11 protein-coding genes are annotated in these 22,543 nt (G+C 40.9%); 3 read left to right on the forward strand and 8 right to left on the reverse strand.

The annotated features are described in order from the left end of the window. Positions 1 to 213 (reverse strand): EthD domain-containing protein (locus tag BV372_RS28605; protein ID WP_218776785.1); only part of this gene is annotated, 213 nt, incomplete at its 3' end. Positions 214 to 782: 569 nt separating this feature from the next. Continuing rightward, positions 783 to 1,130 carry a carboxymuconolactone decarboxylase family protein gene (locus tag BV372_RS28610; protein WP_086689922.1) on the reverse strand — a complete coding sequence of 116 codons (348 nt, stop codon included), beginning with the start codon at positions 1,128 to 1,130 and terminating at the stop codon, positions 783 to 785. A 2,385-nt stretch (positions 1,131 to 3,515) separates the two neighbouring features. Here BV372_RS28610 and BV372_RS28615 point away from each other — a divergent pair. The 3 genes from BV372_RS28615 (at position 3,516) to BV372_RS28630 (ending at position 10,783) form a co-directional block, all read left to right on the forward strand. Beyond that, the gene (locus BV372_RS28615; protein ID WP_086689924.1) at positions 3,516 to 7,850 is read left to right on the forward strand and encodes a DUF4114 domain-containing protein; all 4,335 of its coding nucleotides are present in this window, start codon (positions 3,516 to 3,518) and stop codon (positions 7,848 to 7,850) included. 202 nt (positions 7,851 to 8,052) lie between these two features. Further along, positions 8,053 to 8,370, forward strand: a complete 318-nt coding sequence (locus tag BV372_RS28620) for an antibiotic biosynthesis monooxygenase (protein WP_086689926.1) — start codon at positions 8,053 to 8,055, stop codon at positions 8,368 to 8,370. Positions 8,371 to 8,911: 541 nt separating this feature from the next. After that, a complete protein-coding gene (locus BV372_RS28630; RefSeq protein ID WP_256973517.1) occupies positions 8,912 to 10,783 on the forward strand; it encodes an iron uptake porin in 1,872 nt (623 codons plus the stop codon). A 102-nt stretch (positions 10,784 to 10,885) separates the two neighbouring features. Here the strand turns inward: BV372_RS28630 and BV372_RS28635 are convergent, their stop codons facing one another. The 6 genes from BV372_RS28635 to BV372_RS28660 all read right to left on the reverse strand — a co-directional run bounded on the left by BV372_RS28635 (position 10,886) and on the right by BV372_RS28660 (position 22,078). Then, positions 10,886 to 14,527: a tetratricopeptide repeat protein gene (locus BV372_RS28635; RefSeq protein ID WP_256973518.1), complete on the reverse strand. Its 3,642-nt coding sequence runs from the start codon at positions 14,525 to 14,527 to the stop codon at positions 10,886 to 10,888. A gap of 603 nt (positions 14,528 to 15,130) precedes the next feature. Further along, positions 15,131 to 17,368 carry a CHASE2 domain-containing protein gene (locus tag BV372_RS28640; protein WP_086689932.1) on the reverse strand — a complete coding sequence of 746 codons (2,238 nt, stop codon included), beginning with the start codon at positions 17,366 to 17,368 and terminating at the stop codon, positions 15,131 to 15,133. A 633-nt stretch (positions 17,369 to 18,001) separates the two neighbouring features. After that, positions 18,002 to 18,850: a DUF928 domain-containing protein gene (locus BV372_RS28645; protein ID WP_086689934.1), complete on the reverse strand. Its 849-nt coding sequence runs from the start codon at positions 18,848 to 18,850 to the stop codon at positions 18,002 to 18,004. Positions 18,851 to 19,334: 484 nt separating this feature from the next. Continuing rightward, complete coding sequence (locus BV372_RS28650; RefSeq protein ID WP_086689936.1) at positions 19,335 to 20,546, reverse strand: beta-ketoacyl-ACP synthase; 1,212 nt, start codon at positions 20,544 to 20,546, stop codon at positions 19,335 to 19,337. Positions 20,547 to 20,586: 40 nt separating this feature from the next. Next, a complete protein-coding gene (locus BV372_RS28655; protein ID WP_086689938.1) occupies positions 20,587 to 21,390 on the reverse strand; it encodes a peptidylprolyl isomerase in 804 nt (267 codons plus the stop codon). 94 nt (positions 21,391 to 21,484) lie between these two features. Further along, entirely contained in the window at positions 21,485 to 22,078 is a 594-nt protein-coding gene (locus BV372_RS28660) for a photosystem I assembly protein Ycf4 (protein ID WP_086689940.1), read from the reverse strand. Between the last annotated feature and the right edge of the window lie 465 nt (positions 22,079 to 22,543).

A 22,543-nucleotide genomic window follows, 5' to 3' on the forward strand; every position in this document is an offset into this window, starting at 1 on the left:
ACCGCCTTCGTTGTGCGCTACATGAAATTGCCAGTATTGATACTGTCCAGGTAGTCTGGCGCAGACTGGACCATGTACGTCTCTCCAGTAATTATCAAAAATCTCTAAGGAGATTCCTTGTCGTTTCCACAGGAGTACGTAGAAGGCTACTTTTCCTTTGTGGTCCCGTGCTGAATAATCAACTTTTGTCGCCTTGTTGATTGTTGAAACCATGCTTGCTGTCCTTTGTCCACACTATGGTTAAACTCTCTTGATGTCACACTCTACTCATGTCACTCTAGGTAACAAAAAAGCTCAACTTTAGGAAAAATCAAGGTCTTGGATTGTAATCTCTACGTTAGTAGAAGATTACAAAAAATTCGTCCGCAAAAACCTCAAATTCTCTGATGAAAGTGCCTCAAACTGGCTACGACAGCTATCACCATCATCAATATCAAGAGATTTGTCTCGTTTGGGAGGCAAGCCATTGGTGGCGATCGCATCAGGATCTTAAAATAAAACAATATTTTCTTTGATCCTTAACTTAATAGCCTTCAAGTAAGCGCTTGGAGTATGCTAATGAAGGCGCTATCCCGCCACTTCCTCACTCCTCACCTTCTCAATTTGCATTGCTCGCCTTCCCTTGATAAGTAGTCTTTCCCGTATATAAATGAGCGAAATAGGATGATCTATTAGGCGAGCTAAAGATGATATCTCCTTAATCTCTGCATATCTCCATACCTCAGTCACTTTCTGGGGCTACATCTTGGTATTCACTGATTTCGGAAAATCCCAAATATTTTTTAGGACGGTGTATTCAGTACTTCGTTCAGTACGCCAAAACAGCCAGCTACCTTATTGAAGCCTGCATAAACACACACAAACAATAGCAGTTCTTCAATCTCCTCGCGAGTTGCACCTTGCTTGAGCGCCATATTGACATGAGCGCCAAAAGGATTACCTGGCCCGACCTGATCCTGATTGACTACGTCAATAGCGATAGTAATCAGAGCCTTCGTTTTTTGGTCAATTAATGGCAAACCCCAGGCTTCACCTGCTACCCTTGTCACAAAGTCGCCAAACTTAGGATTGATTTGTTTTAAACCCTCTTGAAGTTCTATATCATCTAAAACCGCATTTTTGTATTTCATTACTTGACTTTTCCCTAATTATCTAAGTAGACATACATTTTTTATGAACTGCGTACACTGCCCAGCATGAAAATTAGAAGTCAGTACTCAAAAACCAGGATGGGGCAGATTTAAACCGAGATTCTGACTTAATTAATTCTGAATTCTATTTTCAATCTTTAGCTGTAATCAGTATCTAGGCAATATTCAGCATAAACCTGGAAAAGGTTATTTGCAATTTTTGATCATATATGTTCCTTAGGAAATATTGACATAACTCTATTTTTTTCTCACCGTTAATTTAATAACTTGTTACATAAGGATATCTATGGATGTGAAACTTTTGTCCTATAAACCATTTATAAATTAAAAATAAAGTTTTTCTCCTGTGGGTAAGACACCTCTAAAACAAAATAAGTTATTTACAATTTTGCCTGTTTTATAGCCAAAGTCTGCTGTTTTAACTAGTACATTACGCTCTATTAACCCAGCTTACAAACTTAAGATTTACTTCATAAATTAGTACGTAACCTATTTGGGCAAATTAGACTTAAACTATAAGTTATTGACTCATAAACATAACCATTTGACGTCTATATCTCTATAGCCAAGTCGTTCTTTGCTTTAGATAGCTTTGCCGTTTTATTGATCTATCGCTAACTTCAAGGGTTGGTTAGTAAATTCCAGATTACTTTTAATCAACAGTCATAGTTTTAGATAGTTTAGTATGCTCCTGTAAATTTAGTTTTAATAGCTATATGGTTATATAAATAAATAAGCTTCCGCTTAGAGAATTTATGGTCTCTGCATAATTGTTTTGAATCGGAAAGAGAATAACCCTAGCATTACTCTTGTATACTAAATTACTAAAATTTTAGATAAAAAAGGTGAGCAATTTTACTTAATTTATAGATAAAACTTCAATTTTTTAAGTATTATAGCATATTTACAGTATTTAAAAATACTATATTAAGTAATAATGCGTAATAAAATTGTTGCCGCTTATGTTGCAAAAGTTGTGAGTCTTTTGGTAGTATTTACATAAAAATTAGAACAAACAGCATAAAAATTTTACGTATTTTTATTTATGTTACTAGTTTTTTAAACTACCCCATGAAAAAATTTGATAGCGATCGCAACTCAAAATCGCTCAATTAACGAGGATTCCTTGCCTCAAGCTTCAGAATCTGCTTAAATCGGTCATTGCAAGTTTTAATCATAAATCATAAGATAGTCTATACCAGAGTACTAACTGCTCAACCTAAAAGTAAAAAACATACGTATAAATATATGTTATTAATCTTACAAATATAGCGTATATGTGTATTATTTGTATAAATCTTAACAAAATTCTTGAGTCATTGGATGAACAGACTCTATTTGGAATTTGTATTTAGGGTAGAATAAAAAATTTTAGTTAAGTCTATAAATATAAGATTGCTTGTTAAAGGGCTTAGTTTCCATTTTCTATAAGGATAAAAAAATAATAGTTAAAGCCAAATGAACTTCATCAAAGACCAAACAGTTGTAAAAATAGCTATAAGGACTGGAACAAAACTTTCAATTTAACAGCCTTTTTATTGAAGAGTCCGAACAATTAAAGAGAATTAACTTTAGAAGTGTTTTTTTGCAAAGGTTTTTGAACTTCTATTCAGAAATAATAAGAGTAAGGTTGAGCTAAGTAATATTTCCATAATCTCGCTTGATTTGAGCTTACATCTATCTCTTACCTTATGCAAAGAAAAAGCTTCCACACTTCTGCTATTATCAAAATTGGGTATGTTAGAAGAATTTTCTTTTAAAAGAGATAGCTTACTCAAGATTTATCTAAGTATATTTACTTAAATAACAACTTGGTTGATTTAAGATAAATTTTTGCATTGAACTAGCAACCAATATGTAAATTATTTTAGGTTTCTCCAGATTAAAATTTCGCCTTGCCAGCAAGCTCTGCCAATTTACGCAAAACCGCTTATACTCAAAGTTTCTTAATAAATAAGATTGCTCAATTACTCATTAAAGTCAAGATATGGAAAAATCCTTGAGCCAAAAATTAGCATATTAAAATATGGATGTGCGATGTAATGGCAAATTAATATGTATTTTTTTGAAGAATTTTAATACCAGTAGTAATAATCACAAACTTTTGCTATTAAATCAGAAGCATCTTAGTATCGGTATGAACATAATATTTTTTAGATAATTACTGAGAAAGTGTGCTAGTAAATATCAAAGTCCTCGAAACCTAATCTCCCTAACTGTTTTCTTTTAAGAAGGAGCGAAATTAAAGCCTCTCTTCTTATGAGAAACAGATGTATCAAATATGTTCTGAGACTTTTTAAACATCTTCATAATGGATGTTGGTTGAATTTATTACTAATGGTTGTGTAAGGAGCTAATTTCATCATGGCTAATCCCACATTAGAGAATGCATACGTTATTGGTAAAAGTAATTTTGATAGTTGGAGTCAAGCTTTTCCTAATAACACAGCAGGTTATTTAAAAGTTTTACCGCATTCTAGCCAGAAAGTTGTTTTTAAAGACCCTTTTATAAATTGGCAAAAGGATCATCAAAATGGTCAATTTAAAGAACAGGGTGCAAATGGTACTTATTATTCAAGTTGGGGCCCAGACAAAGAACTGAACGTTACTCTGAAGATGTCTGAATTGACTCAAGCTCAGATTGACGGACTGGGGATTCTCAAATCAGGAGATGGTTTAATATCCTGGCTTAAAGACCAGAACGGAAACCCCGAAAAAAGCCCCTATGAACAGTTACGAAGCTACAACGGTTTGATTCCGGGGCCAATGTTGGTGTCAGAACCTGGAGACACACTCAAGATTACACTTGAGAATGACTTAACTGATGAAAAACAAATCAGTAACTTACATACTCATGGGTTACACGTCTCACCTAGGGGAGCTGGAGATAATGTTCTTGTTAGCCTAAAGCCAGGGGAAAAGAGGGAGATAGACATAGCAATTCCAGACAATCATTTTATTGGATTGGACTGGTATCATCCCCACTTGCATGGATTAACTAATGAGCAAGTCAATTCTGGATTGGGTGGTCTTTTATCAATTAATGCACCTTATAACCTTCCAGATATTGATAAATTTAATCCCACCAATAGCCCAATATATACATTTGCCATCAATACCTTTGGCATTCAACAAACACTGAGAAGCCCGAATGCGAATGACCCCCTGAATCAAAGTGCCGATCCAAACCTCAAAGTTCCTGCTGGTACTCCTGTGCAAGTGTTAGGCCAGGAAAATGGTCAGAATATTTATGAGCTTTCGGATGCACCATTTGCCGGATTTAACGCCAAGCCTGTATTTTACAATCCTCAAAATCCGGCAGGAAGTTCAGATCCAACCAATTTTTCTAGTGCTTATGGTAGTGGTGGTTTAGCCGAGCCTGTAGAGAACAGTATTTACACTGTTAATGGACAATACAACCCTACTTTAGATCTGACAACTGGCCAATGGGATTTATTCTCATTCGCCAACATGAGTACCAATGGCTTCCACGTGATTCAGTTGGTATACGACGATGGTACAAAGCTAATTCCCCAAACAGTTAACTTAGTTGCCATTGATGGTGATGCTGCTGGTGTAGTAGAAGATGTTAGAAGACAAGTAACAGAACTTCCCGTTCTCAATCCTGGCTCGCGCTTAGCTATTCAACATTATTTCGATAAACCAGGGACTTATTACTTCCTTTCTAATGGAACCGAAGAACTTCTCGGTGAGGATGCGCCTACATTAACTGCCAACAAAGGATTTAATGATGGTCACTTGATTTGGGGATCTCAAGTTTTAGCTACAGTACAAGTCACGGGAAATCCAGTCGATCCAAACAATCCACCTGCATTTCCTGAGCCTTTTGATACTCTAGTCGAACAAAGCAAAAAGATTAGCGATCTTGTTACTGCGGCAGAAGCAGGAAATATCGATCGCGAAAGGGACTTTGTCTGGGATGCCAACGTAGGTGGTGCAATCGTACAAAATGGTGGATTTCCATCAGACCTAGATGTCTCGACTTTTGAGGGCACATATACCATTAATGGCAGCTATTATTCGACTGACCCTGCTAAAGGTATACCTCCCCTAATTATGCCCATGCTGGGGACAACAGAGAAATGGAATATCTTTAATAAGTCTGGATTACTCAGTACTACACTTCCAGCAAACGCTCCAAATATTCCTTTATCAGAATGGCATCCATTTCACATTCACCAGAATGATTTTACCGTTCTATCCATCAATGGCTTTAATGTTAAGGATATTAAGGAGAACTATCTTGCTGAGGTTTTGAGCGATACGATCGCTTTACCACCTGCATATATTGATGGCACCGCCACAGCAGAGAATCCCTACGGTACACCATTCAATGCTCAAACTGATGACCCTGCTAAAGGTAAGGCATCGGAAGTTGAAATCTTAATGAAGTTTGAGGATTTCCCTGGTAGCTATGTAAATCATTGTCATATTCTGTTCCATGAAGACGCAGGGATGATGATGGTTCTCAGGCCGATCCTCAACACACAGGATACATGGTTGGGTTTGAGTTCTGAGAATAACAGTGGACAGTTAGATTTATTCAGAGCTAGTAATTTATCTGCGGCTAGCAACAGGAGTGTTAGTCTAACACCTTACGGTTCAGCTTTCAACAAAGGCATAGATGTCGCAATTGCAGATGTTAGTTTCAAAAGTAAGGAAGAAGAAAACAAAAACGTCACAGATAATGTGACTGATGTCATCACCATACAACGCTCTTTAGAGAAGTCTACTGATAAATTCACAGTTAAAATATTTGATGGTGAAACACTCATTCAAAAGCAGGAACAAAGTTCTCAATCTAGCGGCAGTGTTTTAGATAACACACTGCTGCTAAGAGAAATTAATCCTTTTCAAGATATTGCGGCGACAACTAATCAAATTGCCTCAGTAGCGGCTGGTGATATTGATGGTGACGGCTTCTCAGACATAGTTGTGGGTTTAGGAGGCGGAGTCACACCCATAATTGAGATTTACAGTGGCAAAGATTATCAACTAAAGGTTCGCCTTAGCCCATTTCATCATGAAACCTTCACTGGCAAAATCAACCTGGCAGTTGGTGATATCAATGGAGACAACTATGACGACATCATTGTTGGTCAGGGCAGTGGTGGACGCGGATTGGTAGAAGTTTATAATGGCAAGTTGCTGAATGAAAAAGGCACCTTAAATGGTAAAGATACATCGCATGAGACAGCGCTGCTATCTAAAGAATTTCAACCTTATGGTGCTAACTACACAGGAGAAGTAGATGTGACATCTGGTTATAACCTCCAAAGACCAGATGCCCCAAATAGCTCTCCTACTCAAACTAATAATGCTAACCTAACTACCATTGCTAAGGGTTCTGTACCTGAAGGAAAACAGCAGATTCAATTGTTTACTTATTTGGGAGGAGAGCATACTCACCATCATGACAGTGGATCTGATGGCTCCTCAGAAGAAACAGAGGAACTGCGTTTAGACGTATCATTAACTCCTACAGGTAACACGCAAGAAATTCTTGGCAGTTTTGCCGATCTTCCTGGTTTACCTAAGGGCGAACCTGTGCTGTTTACGCGCAAACAAAATGGTGAATATGGGTTAATTCATCTAAAGGATGAGAACAAACCTGAGTCAACAGTAATTGCAGCAGGCACGGTAAAACCGACCCTGATCAAGAACATTAACAATGATGTATTTATCATCAAAAATGCTGGTGGTGGGCAACCAAAACTCAAAATTACACTCACAGGACGCAGTTCCAATCTAGTCAATGAACTTGGGGTATGTGTTGTTGACGATGATAAAGGTACTATTGACGGCATTGCTCCAGGTGCAGCAGGTTATACCCAAGCAGCTTTAAAGCGATCGCAGATTATTTTCTCAGCTATTGCTAGTAACCCCAATGGTTTTGATACTAAGGATCTAAAAAGCTTACTCAAATTTAATTCTGGTGCTAACTTGCGATTTTTCTTAGTTAGAAATAGCACCATAGAAACTGTCCTAGCTGGAGGCACTTCTACCACAGACGTAGTATTTGCTGATGCTTCGACACAACAAGTAACAGACTTAGGCGCTGATGGGTTCTCCCTAGGCTGGAAGGTGAATAGTAGCAGTACTACGTTCAACGATCTGGTGGTGAATATTCAGTCTTCAAATGACTTTTCACCTTTGGGTACAGAACTGCAAGGAAAGCCAGAAGGAGAACAGCTTGATTTTCGTAATGTGACGCAACTAATCAAAGCTGAGTTTGTGATTAACAGAGAAGCAGTTTTTAACAACTGTATCGGTTTTTATCAAACAATGGATGAGAATGGTGGTATTGACACCAACAGTGATGGTACAGCAGATATCCTTCCCGGACAGGCTGGGTATACTCAAGCAGCCATTAGTAAGAGGATTTCGGAAATTAACCTCACAGTTAGTAACCAAGGTACTGCAAAATATACAGCAGATTTCCAGTCAGGTGGTATCGTCGTGCCATTTATTATTATCAATGACAAAGTAGACGCCCTTTTGGATGGAAATACAGCTAACGATCCTTCCGTTTACTTCCCGTTCTTAGGAGCTAACTCAGATAAGGTAGATCATGTTCGGATGTTAGGAAATAACATCTTTGGCTTTGAAGATTTAGCTAATGGTGGTGATAAAGATTATAACGATGTCATTGTCAAAGTAAATTTGAGTCTGGCATAGTTCTATTGGGTCATTTGGCACGTTTGTAGCTAAAAAATTCTCAGTATGATTCAAACCGGAGTTTGCAATAACTGGGTGATAGCTATGCTTGTGGCATCTGACCCACAAGTACATAGTGATGTCTTTGCGTATTTGTTCTTCTAGCAATACTTCACAAAAGTACAATCTCTAATTCAATACCAACACTTAAACAGGAGTAAACATGACTACAACAATCAACGAAAATGATGGGCTACTGACTGTAATTAACGTGTTTACAGTTGAACCCGATCAGCAGCAGTCTTTAGTGGATCACCTGGTGACTAACCTGGCAACAGCCAAGAAGCAAGAAGGCTTTGTATCAGCAAATATCCACAAAAGCTTGGATGGTACGCGGGTGATCAACTATGCACAGTGGACGAGTAAGGAAGCTTTAGACTTGGCTTTGCAAAATCAAGAATTCATGGCTCCCGTGAAAAAGGCTGTAGAATATCCTCACGATTTTCATATGTATGAGGTAGTCTTTACAACGCAAGCATAGGATGAGGCTAGGCATGAGGATGATATTGTGCATATGCAGTCGGTAAATAATTGTCAAAGATGAGTATAAAAGGGAAATTAATTACCAAGTCAACATAAGAGTGCTACCAATGGCTCTCGCTTGTTTTGACTCTGCGTCACACAGTTGATATTAGTGCTTGATGTCTTGATCTCACCGTTGCCCTTTCCTATAAAGTGGGATTTAGGTTTTCCTCAGAGAAAATCTTCAATGAGCGAACGACACCCATTCGCTCTTCCTTGGAGGCTTTCTTATGCTAAGTACTCAGGTGGGAGACCAACTAAGTCTGTGCTGTGTCTTTATGGTCGAGATCGTTCTTTTTCTGCACGCCTTACTGATAGGGAGTTTTCCCAACTGTAGAGGCGTGCTAATTGCTACAGATACCGCTCAAGGGTTGATTTTGAGTAAATTAGGGCTTGAGTACCTTCCCTCTACTGTTCTAAGGTTCCAGTCTCAAGGTTCAAGTATCAAAGTAGGTTTTTAGGTTCTCAGCGCGTTTAGTGTGTTGTGTGGGAGAAAGCAAATGTTTGAATTAAAAAAAATATTGGCTAGTCCAATGGTGAAAGTCGCGGCGATCGCGACTTCATCAATAATCATTAGTGTGAGTCCCTCTCAGGCAACAATCAAAGATGGTTCAACTGCATCTCAAACATTTCCTCTTCAAGAAACTCCTATTCCTAACTTATCAAACTCAATAAAGTCTGAAATTCCTGTATTAAATCGAGCAACTATAAAAAGTCTCACAACTGCTGATTCTATTGCCCAATCTGCTCTCGGCTCTACAATTACTCTATCGGATTTGAATGTAGCAGACGCTAACCCAGTAGAACCATTACCCAATGTCATCACGCCAGCCTCCGAGTTAGAGAATGAGCGCAGCAGTGCTGATGAGAGCATGGGGCAAATCAACAGTGTTGCTCAGTTTTCGGACGTGCAACCAACAGACTGGGCATTTCAAGCTTTGCAATCTCTAGTTGAGCGCTATGGCTGTATTGCAGGTTATCCCAATGGCACATTCCGTGGAAACAGAGCTATCACTCGTTATGAATTTGCCGCAGGGATAAATGCTTGTCTAGAAAGGATCAACGAACTGATCGCCACAGCTACTTCTGACCTAGTTAAAAAAGAAGATCTGACATCTTTACAGCGCCTACAAGAAGAGTTTTCGGCAGAACTTGCAGCGTTGCGCGGTCGTGTAGATACTCTAACTGCACGCACTACAGAGTTAGAAGCAAATCAATTCTCCACCACTACCAAACTTCTTGGTAATGTCATAGTCCAGACTAATGCTTATTTTTCTGGAGATCAGAATGCCCAAGCAAACATTCAATATCTTACCTTCTTAGGGTTTTTGACTAGTTTTACTGGTCGGGATTTATTAGTAACTGGTATAGGCACTACAAATACAACCTTCCCTGAGACAGCACCAAATAATAATGGCAGAGATGTTGGTGGGACAAGAGAGGGTGCAAGTAATGCCTCCGGTGCGGGCGATCTCGGCAATAACTTCCGCATCATCGGTTTAGAGTATCAATTTCCTTTAGGTGATAATTTAAACGTAAATGTGATCGCTGGAAACCGATATCGTTTTAGTCCGATTTTACTCTCCAAATATGCCCCTTACTATATAAGTGGTGTTGGCCCTGTAGGAACATTTTCAGAAGCACCACCAATTTTTCTGATCGGAGGTGGTTCGGGAATTTCACTCAGCTATAAAGTTTTAGACTCGACAGTAGTCAATTTGAGCTACTTGGCAACCTTCGGTGACAACTCAACTTTCGGAGGATTGTTTAAGGGAGAATATGTAGCTGCTGCACAGGTGAACTACAATCCTAATCCTGGGTTATTCTTGCAATTTGTATATCAGCACGGTTACTTTGGTCCTGGTAATTTTGGCTTTAATAATGGTCAAGGTTTTAGAGGTAATGGCTTTGTTGGTACAGCCTTAGCAAATCGCTTTGATGATGCTGGTGTCTTGTTTGATCGCTCATCTGCTGTTACTACTAATGCTTATTCACTTGGTGGTTACTTCGCTCTTAGCCCTAAATTTGCTATTGGTGGTTGGGCTAACCTAATCAAAGCCAGACTTCTGGGACTAGGAGACGCTGACATTTGGACTTACTCAATTCAAGCAGCCTTTCCCGATCTATTTAGAAAAGGGAATCATGGGGGGTTAATTGTCGGTGTGGAGCCTACCCTCACGGGTGTGAGAAGCAATGTTCCTTATGCCGCATTTAAAAATGATACATCGCTGCATATCGAAGCTTACTATGCACATCGAGTCTCCGACAAGATTTCTATTACACCCTCTCTTACTTGGATTACAGCACCTAACCAGGATGCAGATAACAAAGATATCGTTATTGGTGGATTGAGAACGACCTTTAGTTTTTAGCGATCGCTCTAAATCTAAATCAAGCGGCGGGGAACCCACACCTTTTCAGGATAGGAGAAATAGTGGCCACGCCGCCGTCAGTAGTTAGTAACAACTAATGGCTCACTTCCACTCACCTTGGAGAGTAAAAGCCGCCCAGAAATATGGTGCATTATAGTTAGAATCGCGCCACATTTGGGTTTGTGCAGCTCGCAGTGCCGCCGCAGGTTTTAAGCCATCTTGCAACATGTAGGTATAAAACTTCTTCATCAGTTCCGAGGTAGCTTGGTCATCCACACTCCACAAACTCACCAACACCCTAGGACTACCTGCATACATAAATCCTCTTGTCAAGCCGATTAATCCTTCACCTTTGACCTCTTCACCCAAACCAGTCTCACAAGCACTTAGCACTACTAGCTCGGCTGGGAGTTTGAGATTAAAAATATCATGTAAACGCAAAAAGCCATTTTGAGGTTTGCCAGTTTCATCAAATAGCGACAGCACCACACCCGATAACTCTGGATGTTGACTATTGAGAATGCCATGAGTAGCAAAATGTACCATTCGATACTGGCTTAATTCCGCATTTGTAGCTACTGCACGATTGGCAACAAAGTCAAAGGCTTGCTTACGTTCTTTTACTGGCACTAGAGACAGAATTGTTTCGGCTTCTTGGCGAGTGAATGGTAGACGTTCAAAGCTAATGTTTGCTTCTCTGGCAGATCTGTCTAGTTGTTGCAAATCTAAGTTCTGACTGTTTGAGGTGCTGTGTTGTGGACTAGTTGTTCGACCCTTGACACGCTCATCGTTAGGGGAAAAGATGGGGTCGGCAATTACAGCCAACGCTTTTGGTGCGGTTTTGCGTCCAGTGATTTCTTGTCTAAGTACAGCCACTGTCGAGGCTGAGGGCAAAGTGATGATTTCGTGGTTGATTGCTAATGGCTCATAATTGCTGTCTTGTTGACGAGGTGTGTTCAAGGCAGCAAATGGTACATACTGCAAAGCCCCATCAGCCACCACGACTAAGCGTTTCTGTCCCAACTGCTGGGCAACTGGTGCCAGTATCAACTGTGATAAAGTATTAGCGGCTTTGACTGGTTTAGTCTTTTGAATTGGTGAGACTAAGACCTTGCGGAACTCTTGAACTGCGGCCTCAATTTCTGTACGTTTAGGTAGTTCGTAGCTGGTGATACTGTTTTTACTCACAGCCCACAGGTAGCTGCGTTCTTCCCCAAGTGAGTACTCTAACAGCAAGGTGTTGTCATCGAGTACTGAGGACTGAATTTGTTTGAGAGAAAGGGGTTGGGGCTGCGTCAATGCGGCATAACGGGGACTTGTAGCTCTGATTTTTGCTTGCAGTTGCCGATACTGCTCTAAAAGAGTTTCAGTTTCCTGTTCTAGTTTTTTTACCTGGCTTTGGGTATCGTTTCCACTCAATAATTTGAGTCGGCGTTTTTCTAAAGCATCGAGTTGTTGCTGTAAGCTGCGTTCTGCTGCTAGTAGCTTGGAGTCTACACCTTGACGAATATCTGCATTGGCTTCAGTGAGGAGATCCAAAAGACTACGGGCGCGGGCGCGTTCGCTGGCTTGCAGTGCTAGGGCATCATACCCTTTGGATGGTTGCTGTTTGTGCAACCGCATTAATAGATCGATATAGAACTGGTAGTATTTTTGGACTGAGGCAAAGTAGGAAGTCCGCAGATCTTGGCTGGTAACTCTCGTGCGGATATCTTCAACGATTTTAATTGTTGATTCGATTTGAGTACGAGCAGCCTCTAGATTATTGCGATCGCGCTCACTCACTGCCATGTTATACAGTGTTTCTGCTTCCCCTGTGCGATCGCCCAACTGCCTCAGCAGCTTTAGTTCTTGATTGTAATTCGCGATTGCTTGCTGGGGCTGCTTTAATGAATTGTAGACTTTGCCTATATTACGTAGAGTGTTGGCTTCTCCAGTAGGAATGCTTAATCCGCGAAATTTAGAGGCGGCTTGCGTAGAAAAATCTAAGGATTTTTGATAATCGCCTGCTGCGAGATAAACCCTACCTAAAAAACCCAGAGCAGCAGCTTCGCCCAAACCGCTTTGCTGTTTTCTCGCCAATATTAACGCCTGGTTGGCAACATCTAATGCCTTAGGATAATTCTTTAATGACTCATAAACTCTAATAACACCTGTAAGTGTAGTGAATTCTTGAAATAATCCCCCTTGTTCGCGCCACAATTTTATTGCCTGATTGTAATAGTCCAATGCTTTTTGATAATCTTCTGCTATTCGATAAACGCCACCAATGTTATCGAGGGTTTGGGCAACTCTGCTGCGATCGCCTACAGTCTGGAATTTAGCTAACGCCTGGTTGTAAGTGTCGATACTTAGCTGATAATTGCCTAATGATTGATAGAGTTTAGCAATATAGGTCAGTGTAGTTGCTTCTCCTGGAAGTTCACCGATCTGACGTTGGAGAGTTAGGGCTTGGTTGTAAAAGTCAAGGGCTTTTTGATAATCGCCAAATGATGAGTAAATGTCGGCAATATTGTTAAGTGTGAAGGCTTCTCTAGAGCGATCCTTTTTAGCACGCTGAAGTGCAAGTGCTTGGTTTAATGCTTCGAGAGCTTTCTGCTGTTGTCCCAATTGGTCGTAAACAAAGCTGATCTGTGCCAAGGCTTCGGCTTCTGCATAGGGGTTTCCGGACTTTTGTAAGAGCGATCGCGCTTGGTTAAAGTAGCCTAAAGCCTTTTGATAATCGCTCGCAGTCACATAGGTGACACCTATACCCATATAAGTTACGGCTTGGTGGCTAGGGTCAATTTGTGGTAATTGTTTTTGCAATTCCAGCACTTGGCTTAAGACTTCCCTTGCCTTCTGATTCTCACCCAAGGAGCTATAGACGGTAGCTACTATCGTCAGCGTATCAGCTTGCCCAGCTATATCCTTTTTTGTACGCTGAATCTCCAGTGCTTGATTTAAAACTGCTACAGCCTTTTGTCCTTCACCAAATTGAGCATAGACTTTGCCAATTGTTTGGAGGGTGTCTACTTGTCCACCAGAATCGCCAATAGCACGTTGAATCTCGAGAGCTTGGTTGTAGTAATCAAGTGCCTTCTTAGTTTCACCCGAACTAAAATAAACTCTACCAATGCTAACTAAAGTACCTGCTGCAAAATAAGATTTTTTCTCAGCTTGAAATATTGATAGTGCCTGATTGTAAGATTCTATAGCTTTTGGCTTTTCTCCCAAATTGGAGTATACTCCTGCGATTGATTGCAGCATCAGGGCTTCCCCAAAACGGTCTTTGAGTTCGCGTCTAATGGCTAATGCCTGATTGTAATATTCCAGTGCTTTTTGGTTCTCGCTCTCGAGATAATAGACTGTGCCAATGCCTAACAGCGTTCCTGCTTCATTAGAGCGATCGCCTATTTCGCGCCAAATTTTTAGTGCTTGTGAGTATTTAGCAAGAGCCTGCTGTCGAGATGCGGGTGTTCCCTGTTGCAAGAATTGGTCTGCTTCTTGTGACAGTTGCTTTCCCTGTGCGGATGCTCGTTGTTGAGCAGGGCTGGGATTTTGGGGGGCATTTGTTGGTTTTTGGGCAATCTCTACATTTATTGCTCTAGCTGTCATCCCAAAAGATGACAACAAAACCATACTGACAAACAGAACAAGAGTACGATGGCTAAAAACTGATAGCACTCGCCTTGACATCAAACCGCGCTCCCTTCTGAGAGTTATGACTGTATTTTTGACTAAAAAATTGCGTTGACTATACATCTTGCAAAAATCCCTAGTTGATTATTCGGAAGCACAGATACAATATTTATCAGTGTTAATCGTTGTTTATCTGTGCTGTTTTAAAGAAAATTGACTTTTGCAAACAGCTAATCGTAAATCCCATACAAAAATTTTAGAACACCTCATTGCCACCCACCTTGGAGAGTGAAATCTGCCCAGAAATATGCTGCATTAAAGATGCAGACGTGTTCGCTGGCTGATAGTGTTAGAGCATCGTAGCCTTTGGATAGTTGCTGTTTATCAAGAGGTGGATGTAGAACTCGTAATATTTTTGAACTAAGGCAAAGTAGGAAGTCCGCAGATCTTGGCAGGTAAATTTAGTGTGGATATTTTCAAAAATGGCAATTGCTGCGTCTATTTGAGTACGGACAAACTCAAGGTTATTGCGATATCTATTTCTTGCCGCAGCGCTAGTTCTTGTTTAAAGGCCAATACAGTTCAGATAAGCCTGTTTTTTCTCTCTCTGTTCCCCGTTCCCTGTTCCCTGTTCCCTTGCCTTCACAGAAGAATTTTCTTAACTGAACCGTATTGGGTTAAAGGCATCAATTACTTGTTGATATTATTTTAAATACTTACTAAGTATTACATTTGACGTAGTGTATCAAGGATTGTGCTCACCTTGGGGGGAACGGCTGTAAACCGAATCAGAAAATGATGTTCGTCCTCAGTAGATTTTTTTAGCACCTTGGCATAAATATCGCCATCACCAGGAGCCACTTCTAGTGCATTTAACAATTTCATTTTGAGATTACTTAAGGGTTCTAGTGAATGCTGCGATCGCAATTGTGCTCCATTTTCTGATAAGCACACTAGTTCTCCCAGAAATATCGTTCCCACTGCATGTTTCCCTTCTAAAATCGTATATTCTAGGGGGATTTCCTGATTCAGCTTCACCATATTCTCTTCAGATTTTGGCAAGTAAAGATTATACTTACCGCCAATACCGCCTATGTCGTAGATGGTAATCGGAGCTTTAATCCCTTTAGGTTCTACCCTTAATTGCCCATCAATTTTGAGGTCAATGTTCGCGTCTTTTATGGTTTCCTCAGAAATCAAAATCTGTCCACCCACTGTATAAGATTCAATCCGGGCAGTTAGATTCACATGGCTACCTACTACTGAATATTTAGCACGTTTTTGGGAGCCTACATTGCCAGCTACAACCTCACCTGTATGAATGCCAATTCCCATTTCTAGAAGCGGTAAATTCATGTGCTGATTCTGCTCATTTACAGGCTTCATTGCCAATTGCATAGCAATAGCGCAGGCGATCGCCCTTTGTGAATCATCTTCGCGGCTTACAGGCGCACCAAACATCACAAAGATGCCATCGCCAATAAATTCATTGATCGTACCGTTGTACTCGTTAATCACATCTGCCATAGCTCCCAAATAAACATTGAGGATCGCTACGACTTGTTCTGGTGGTAATCGTTCTGATACGGCGGAAAAGCCTCTTAAATCAGACATGAGGACTGTAACTTTTTTCCGTTCTCCCCCGAGATGTAGTCCCGAAGGAGTCTCTAATAAACTGGCGACAACTTCATCTGTTACGTAGCGACCAAAGGTACGTCGCATTTCAGCAGCACTACGAGCGATATACTGAGTAACTGCGATCGCAGATCCTGTTAAAGCTAACAGCGGTGGTACTACAGGAATCCACCAGGCAAAAAGAAACGCCAGGTAACTCCCACCAAGCAAACAGCCACCGACGATGACGATACTAGTAGTATTATTAGCGATTAAGAGCAATTGCTTTTTATCAGTACTACTGTGCCTTTGTTGCCAACACAAAGTAGCACCAATGATTGCCCAAACTAAAATCCATAAACACTCTAGCGGTTCAGGCAAAGTCTTGATCTCTGGGCGGCCCTGTAAAGCGGAACTCAAAATTTGACTAATCAAATTGGCATGAATTGCCACGCCTGCCATGCGTTCGGGAGAATTGAATAAATTACTGCTATAGGGTGTCCAAAAGAGATCCTTCAAGCTCTCAGCTGTAGAACCAATTAAAACAATCTTGTCTCGCATCAAGCCAGTGGGAATGCGGTTCTCCAAAACATCATTTATGGAAATTTTTCGGAACCGATTAATTGTGCCTCGATAGTTCAAAAGTACTTGATAGCTACCTGCATCTGCTCCAATGTAACCCCCATCATTGGCTTCAAAAATAGGGAAAATACCCTTACCTAGCTGCAAGAAGTTTGGATTTTTTGCTGCGGGTTTTTCAGTAATCCCCTCAGCTTTCAAGTACAGCAATGCCAGTTTCAGCCCAAAGCTTTCCAGAGTGTTGCCATCGTCTAAACCTACATAGAGCAAACCTCGACGGATTTTACCATCTCCGTCTAAAGGTAAGTCATTTGCTCCCACTTGTTGGCGCTGCTTAAGTTCTGGAGGCGAATTAACTTGAAAACTATCAGATTTATGAGATACTTTTTGGACTCCAATTAAGTTAGGCGTAGTCTCAAATACTTTTACTAACTTTTGATGACCAGGATTTACAGGTAAGTCTCGATAAATGTCGAAGCCGATTGCCCTCGGTTGTTGCTGCTTTAAATTATCCAAGACTTTGGCAAGTACATCATCACTTATCGGCCACTGCTTCAACTTGCTGATGTCTGGTTCATTTATCTCAACTATGACAATGCGCTCATCAACAGGCTCTTGTGGACGCAAAAGAAAAAACTGATCTAGCGCTGCCAACTCTAATAATTGCAGTAATCCTGTAAACCGCAGTGCAATCACAACAGCTGTTACATTGGGCACTGCCAGCAAAACTCCACGCCATTGCCAGATTAGCTGTTTTAGCTTTGCGCGCATACTATTAAGTCCTGAATTCCGAGTACTTAGTCTCTAATCAATAGTGGATAAATCACTTGCTAGGGTTCCCTTCACAACAATTGAAGCAAAATTAAGCTTTCAATCTGATTTTGGAATTTTTCTGCTCAGAGATTAATTTATTTAATTTTAGATAACACTATTTATAAAACTTGTGAACACTATTTTGCATTAAAAAAAGGTAGAGTCAGTAATTCTGATATTTTCGTTCTTCTTTCTTTGCAAAGCTTATTACACACCTCTAGTGGTAATACCGTAACTCTCTGCATGAGGTCGTTTCATCGACAGCAATACCAATTTGGAATTTAGATTAAAAGTCTTGGCCACAAAGCTAGTTCTTATCAATCTCAAACCTACTCCGTCGCAGGCTGTATCATTCTTATGCCAGTCGCCTAGGTCAGGCTAACCTTTCCATAGCGCTGGCTGACTATAATGCTGATGTCCGGAATTTGCGATGTATAGCCTCAAGCCGCTACCCTGCGGGAACCCTCTTCTCCTGCAAAGACGCTAACGAGGGAACGATAACGCGTCTACGCAAAAAGCGCTGGCACCACTTTACAAGCAGCGACAGCAGTGGCTACAAAATTCATAACTCAGCACTATGTTAGTGAGTGATTATTGCTTGTTTGTACAACAGTCAAGTATTTGGTCTGAAGCGAACTCACTTAAGCCCACTGATTGAAAGAATTTTCTCCAATCAAATTTGACCTTCAAATTATTTGGTTCAGCACAACGTAAATCAACCAAACTGGTCAGTGCTTCATGCCAAATTCCAGCGTCTGCATACAGAGTTGGACGTTTCCGCAAATCTGCTTGTTCTAGTGCTTTTGATAATGTTGGTTCTGGCTGTGTGCGTTCAATCCACCCTTCTAAATTAGGATTTCTACTGGGATTTTGTTCATCACAAACTAGTGTCATGTACCAGTGGTAGCGCTTACCTACTTTTAAAGGAGAGGCACTCGCAGGGAGGGTAAACTTCATAATTCCTGGTTTAGTTGGCAGGGTCAAAGTTGTTTCATAAACTGTATCATCATCCTTATTTGTGTCATCCAGGATTACAAACTGGGCTGTTTTGACGGTAGATTGAGGTACATGCCAGAAAAAGGTTGGACGTTCCGAGAAGGTCAGCCCTATATTCTCTTTTGGTACTAAGGGAGTTAATAATTGATTTTTTTGAACGCAAGAGGAGGACCCACGGGTAGCACCACCAGCACTTGCAGGTGGCAATCCCCTCTGTGGAGGTGTAAATTGACGAGTAGCACCACCAGCGCTTTGTGGTGGTAATCCCCGCTTGGGTGGCTTAAATACCTGAGAGATTAGCCAAGGTTGTTTTAGCTGCTGACTGAGCGATGCAGGGTCAACCTGGGCTTGTGCTCGTGTTGGTAGACTAGGAATAGTAGCGAGTTCCAACAACATCGGTATAGAAAAGGCTACTAAACATAGAGACTGCTTGATCCATTTCATGCCTAAATCCCCTCTCAACTAGTTATATAACCATAAAAATGCCTTAATTGTTGATAAACCAAACAAAAATTTGGCAACTATCAACTGGGGCAATCAATAGACTCTAGAAGTACTGAATTATTGGGAAGCTAAAATATAGTATTACCCGGAGAAAGGTATTACACTGTGATAACAGTCGAAAAGATACTGGTATTGTTCCCGACAAATGGTACAGGTGCACGGAATTTAAAATTTGCTAATTTAAAATTCAAAAACTGTTTATTTTAGGCTTTTGAGATGGTATTTGAGGTAATTTGTGACTATAGCACCGTACTAGATTATAGATATTGCCATCAGCTACAAAAATATCATCAGGTACTAGGTAAATAGGCAAAGAATAATTCTTGCATTTTTGCATAATCAGCTAACGTATCTTTAAGTTGCATAAGTTAGAGAGAGCATCTCGTCCTCCCTAAAAGCAATACAGTTTCTAATGACCCAATTCCTAATTGCTGTCTTTAAAAAGCTTTTTACCTAAAGCTAATACTGCATTTTGTCCACCAAAGCCAAAACTGAAACAAAGAGTGTATTGAACTTTATGTTGCCGTGCCACCGTCACTAAATTCAAATCAAACTCTGGCTGGTGTAATCCCACACATGGTGGCAAAATCTGATGTTGCAATGCTAGTAGTGAGAAGGCCATACCTAAGGCTCCTGAGGCACCTAGAGTATGACCTGTAGCGCCTTTAGTCGAACTCACTGCTACTTTTTGGGGAAACAAACGCTGAATCACCATGCTCTCTATCCGGTCGTTTAGTTGGGTCGCCGTACCATGAGCATGAATATAATCAATATCGGCTGGTGTCAGGTAACTACGCTCTAGGCATTGCTTAACAGATGCGATCGCACTCTTACCTTCGGGATCTGGGGCATTTGGATGATATGCATCGTTAAGTAAGCCAAAACCCAGAACTTCACCATAAATCTTGGCTTGTCGCTGTTTTGCTAACTCTGCTGATTCTAGGACAAACACAGCTGCACCTTCACCTAAAACCAAACCTTCACGGTGCAAATCAAAGGGATAAGCTCCAGTTCTCGCCAAAGCGCCCATCTGCTGAAATCCAGCCAAAGTCAGGGGTGTAATTGGTGCTTCAACTGCTCCCGCGATCGCCTGTTGATATTGTCCAGTTTGCACAAGACTAGTAGCTTGCGCGATCGCCCAAATTCCAGTAGCACAGGCAGCCATTGGTGCTAATACGCTTCCAGATGCACCAATTTGTCTGGCGGCGGCGATCGCATTCATATGAGGCAAAGTATCTAGCCAATTCTCCATCTCCCTGATTTGGAAGGAGGACTGAAGAAGATCACTGCCGTAAATTTGCCGCGCCAGCATTTCCCACGACGCCTGATGACCGCGACTCGATCCAATAACCACAGCACAGTCAGGTAAAGGCGGCGATAATCCAGCATCTTTTAAAGCATCAGCCACAACCCACTGAGTCAGCATTTCCAATGAGGCTGGTTGTTGCCCAATCAACCCTAAAGGAAATACTTCCAGTTCTGGAAACGGTTGCTGAAATTTAATTCCAGATTTACCCGCTATCAATTTTTGCCAGCTAGTTTCTAAACTTTCTCCTAATGCAGAAACTAGACCAATACCAGTAACAACTACCTTAACCAATTTGGGCTTTTGAATTTGGCATTTTAAATTGGTCATGGGTAATAGAAAAAACTATTACCCATTACTCAATCTCTAACTATTGACCGGAGGTTTTTAAGTTTTCTGCGCCTTTGGTGACTTTAGCAGAATCAATGCGATCGCCTTGCTGAATTTTATTCACAACATCAAAGCCTTCGGTGACATTGCCAAATACAGCATAGTTCCCATCTAAAAAGCCCAGATCTGCTAGAGCAAAGTAAAACTGGGAAGATGCAGAGTCTGGTTGTTGCGATCGCGCCATCGCTACTGCACCAAGTTTATGGGTCAAAACAGGTGGCTGAGTAATAGTCTTGCCATAAACCAGTTGTTCTGACCCTTTTGGTTTTATTTCTAAGGGTATATAGCGCTCGTTCTTAGTTTTGGGATCAATAAAGCCGCCTGTTCCCAGCCTATTTACGGGAACTTTCGGGTCTTTACTTTGGGGATCGCCGCCTTGAACTACAAATGGTTGGGGATCGCGCACTACTCGATGAAAAACTGTCCCATCGTACACACCCCGTTGTACTAAATCTACGAAGTTGCCAGCTGTAATTGGAGCATTAGTGCCATCTACTTCAACAGTAATCGGCGAGCCTTTCACCGTTATCACCACAGTAGCCTTGCCTTCGAGCCGTGGTAAATCTTTCATTCCCGGAATACTCTCACTAGTAGTTTCTGATACAGACGTTGCTTCAGTGGTTGCCTTGCTACTTGTCTCGGTTGCTGTTGAAGTAGCTGTTGAGGTAGCTGTTGAAGTTGGAGCAGAAGCTTTAGAAGCATCTTGCTGTGTTGAACATCCTCCCAACGCCAACGCACCAACAATCACAAGCGCAACCAAAAATTGTGGAAATTTTAACCGCATGACCAATTACTGACTTAACCAGAGTATCTTACCGTTTCCCATGATTTTAGATTTTGGATTTACTTTTCATCCAAAATGCCAACTTCAAAATTCTTTACAGTCCTTCTAGTGGCACTCCCAAAAAGCGAGCTAACTCTGCACCTTGAATTTCTAACTCTGTTAAGGATAAAGGTTGACCTACCCTGGTTAAAGGGATGTCTCTACGTCCTTTAACTCGTAGGTAGAGTGCGCGACGAGGATTTAGACCTTCTTTGATGGCTATTTGTACAGATTGTGTGTCTTGGATGCGAGTTTCAACCTCAATCCGGCGGTTTTTACCAGGAAAACCATAGCGAAAAATTTTGATGGTGCCGGTTTCTTGATTAAACTCATTATATCCGCCACCTACATCCCATAAAATCACTAACCACAGGTATAAGGCTAAAAGTAAGCCAGCCAGTCCATATAACCCCATAACTAACCCTTGGGGTACAAAAACCAGTTGTGTTGGATCGGTAACTATGAGTAAATTAACTTTTAGGTAACTAGAGATTGCAGCTAAGACAAAGCCTGTAGCTCCTAAGGTAACGACAGTTGCCCACCAGTAGTTGCTGAACCGACGAGAACCTAGAACCTTTTGATGTAGGACACGTGCCGTGGAGCTATCGCCGTTAGGAGAATCGCCTTTGTTAATTGTTGATGCCGTCATTGAACTACCTTGGCCTGTGAGATATACCCTTTAAAAGTCTGCCATTTGAGCAGTATGTCTTGCAAGTTTAGGAAATATTAGTTTTGAGATTTATGAGAAAAGTTGTGTCAGATTGTAAAATTTCTGATATTCATAATATTTAATAGCTTCGTGTTAAATCACCTGATTCACTTGCGTGGATCGGTAAAAAACCCGAATGGATGTGATAAGTTAAGAATCATTAAGTTACCACAGACTAGACTACTAGCCAATGGTACGGGTAATGGCATAACCCTGAGAAATACTAGCTGACTAGGCGGTAATTTCTCAGAATATCGGTAGTTGTAAGGCTACTGAAAATTGTCAAAAAAAAACGTTAATTCCTCAGAAACGCTGAAATTTTAGTAAAAAAGAGGATTTTAGTTCAATGACCATCGCAGTTGGACGCGCCCCCAGTAGAGGGTGGTTTGACGTTCTAGACGACTG

Origin of the sequence: Nostoc sp. T09, from assembly GCF_002154695.1 — a bacterium.
Lineage (GTDB): Bacteria > Cyanobacteriota > Cyanobacteriia > Cyanobacteriales > Nostocaceae > Aulosira.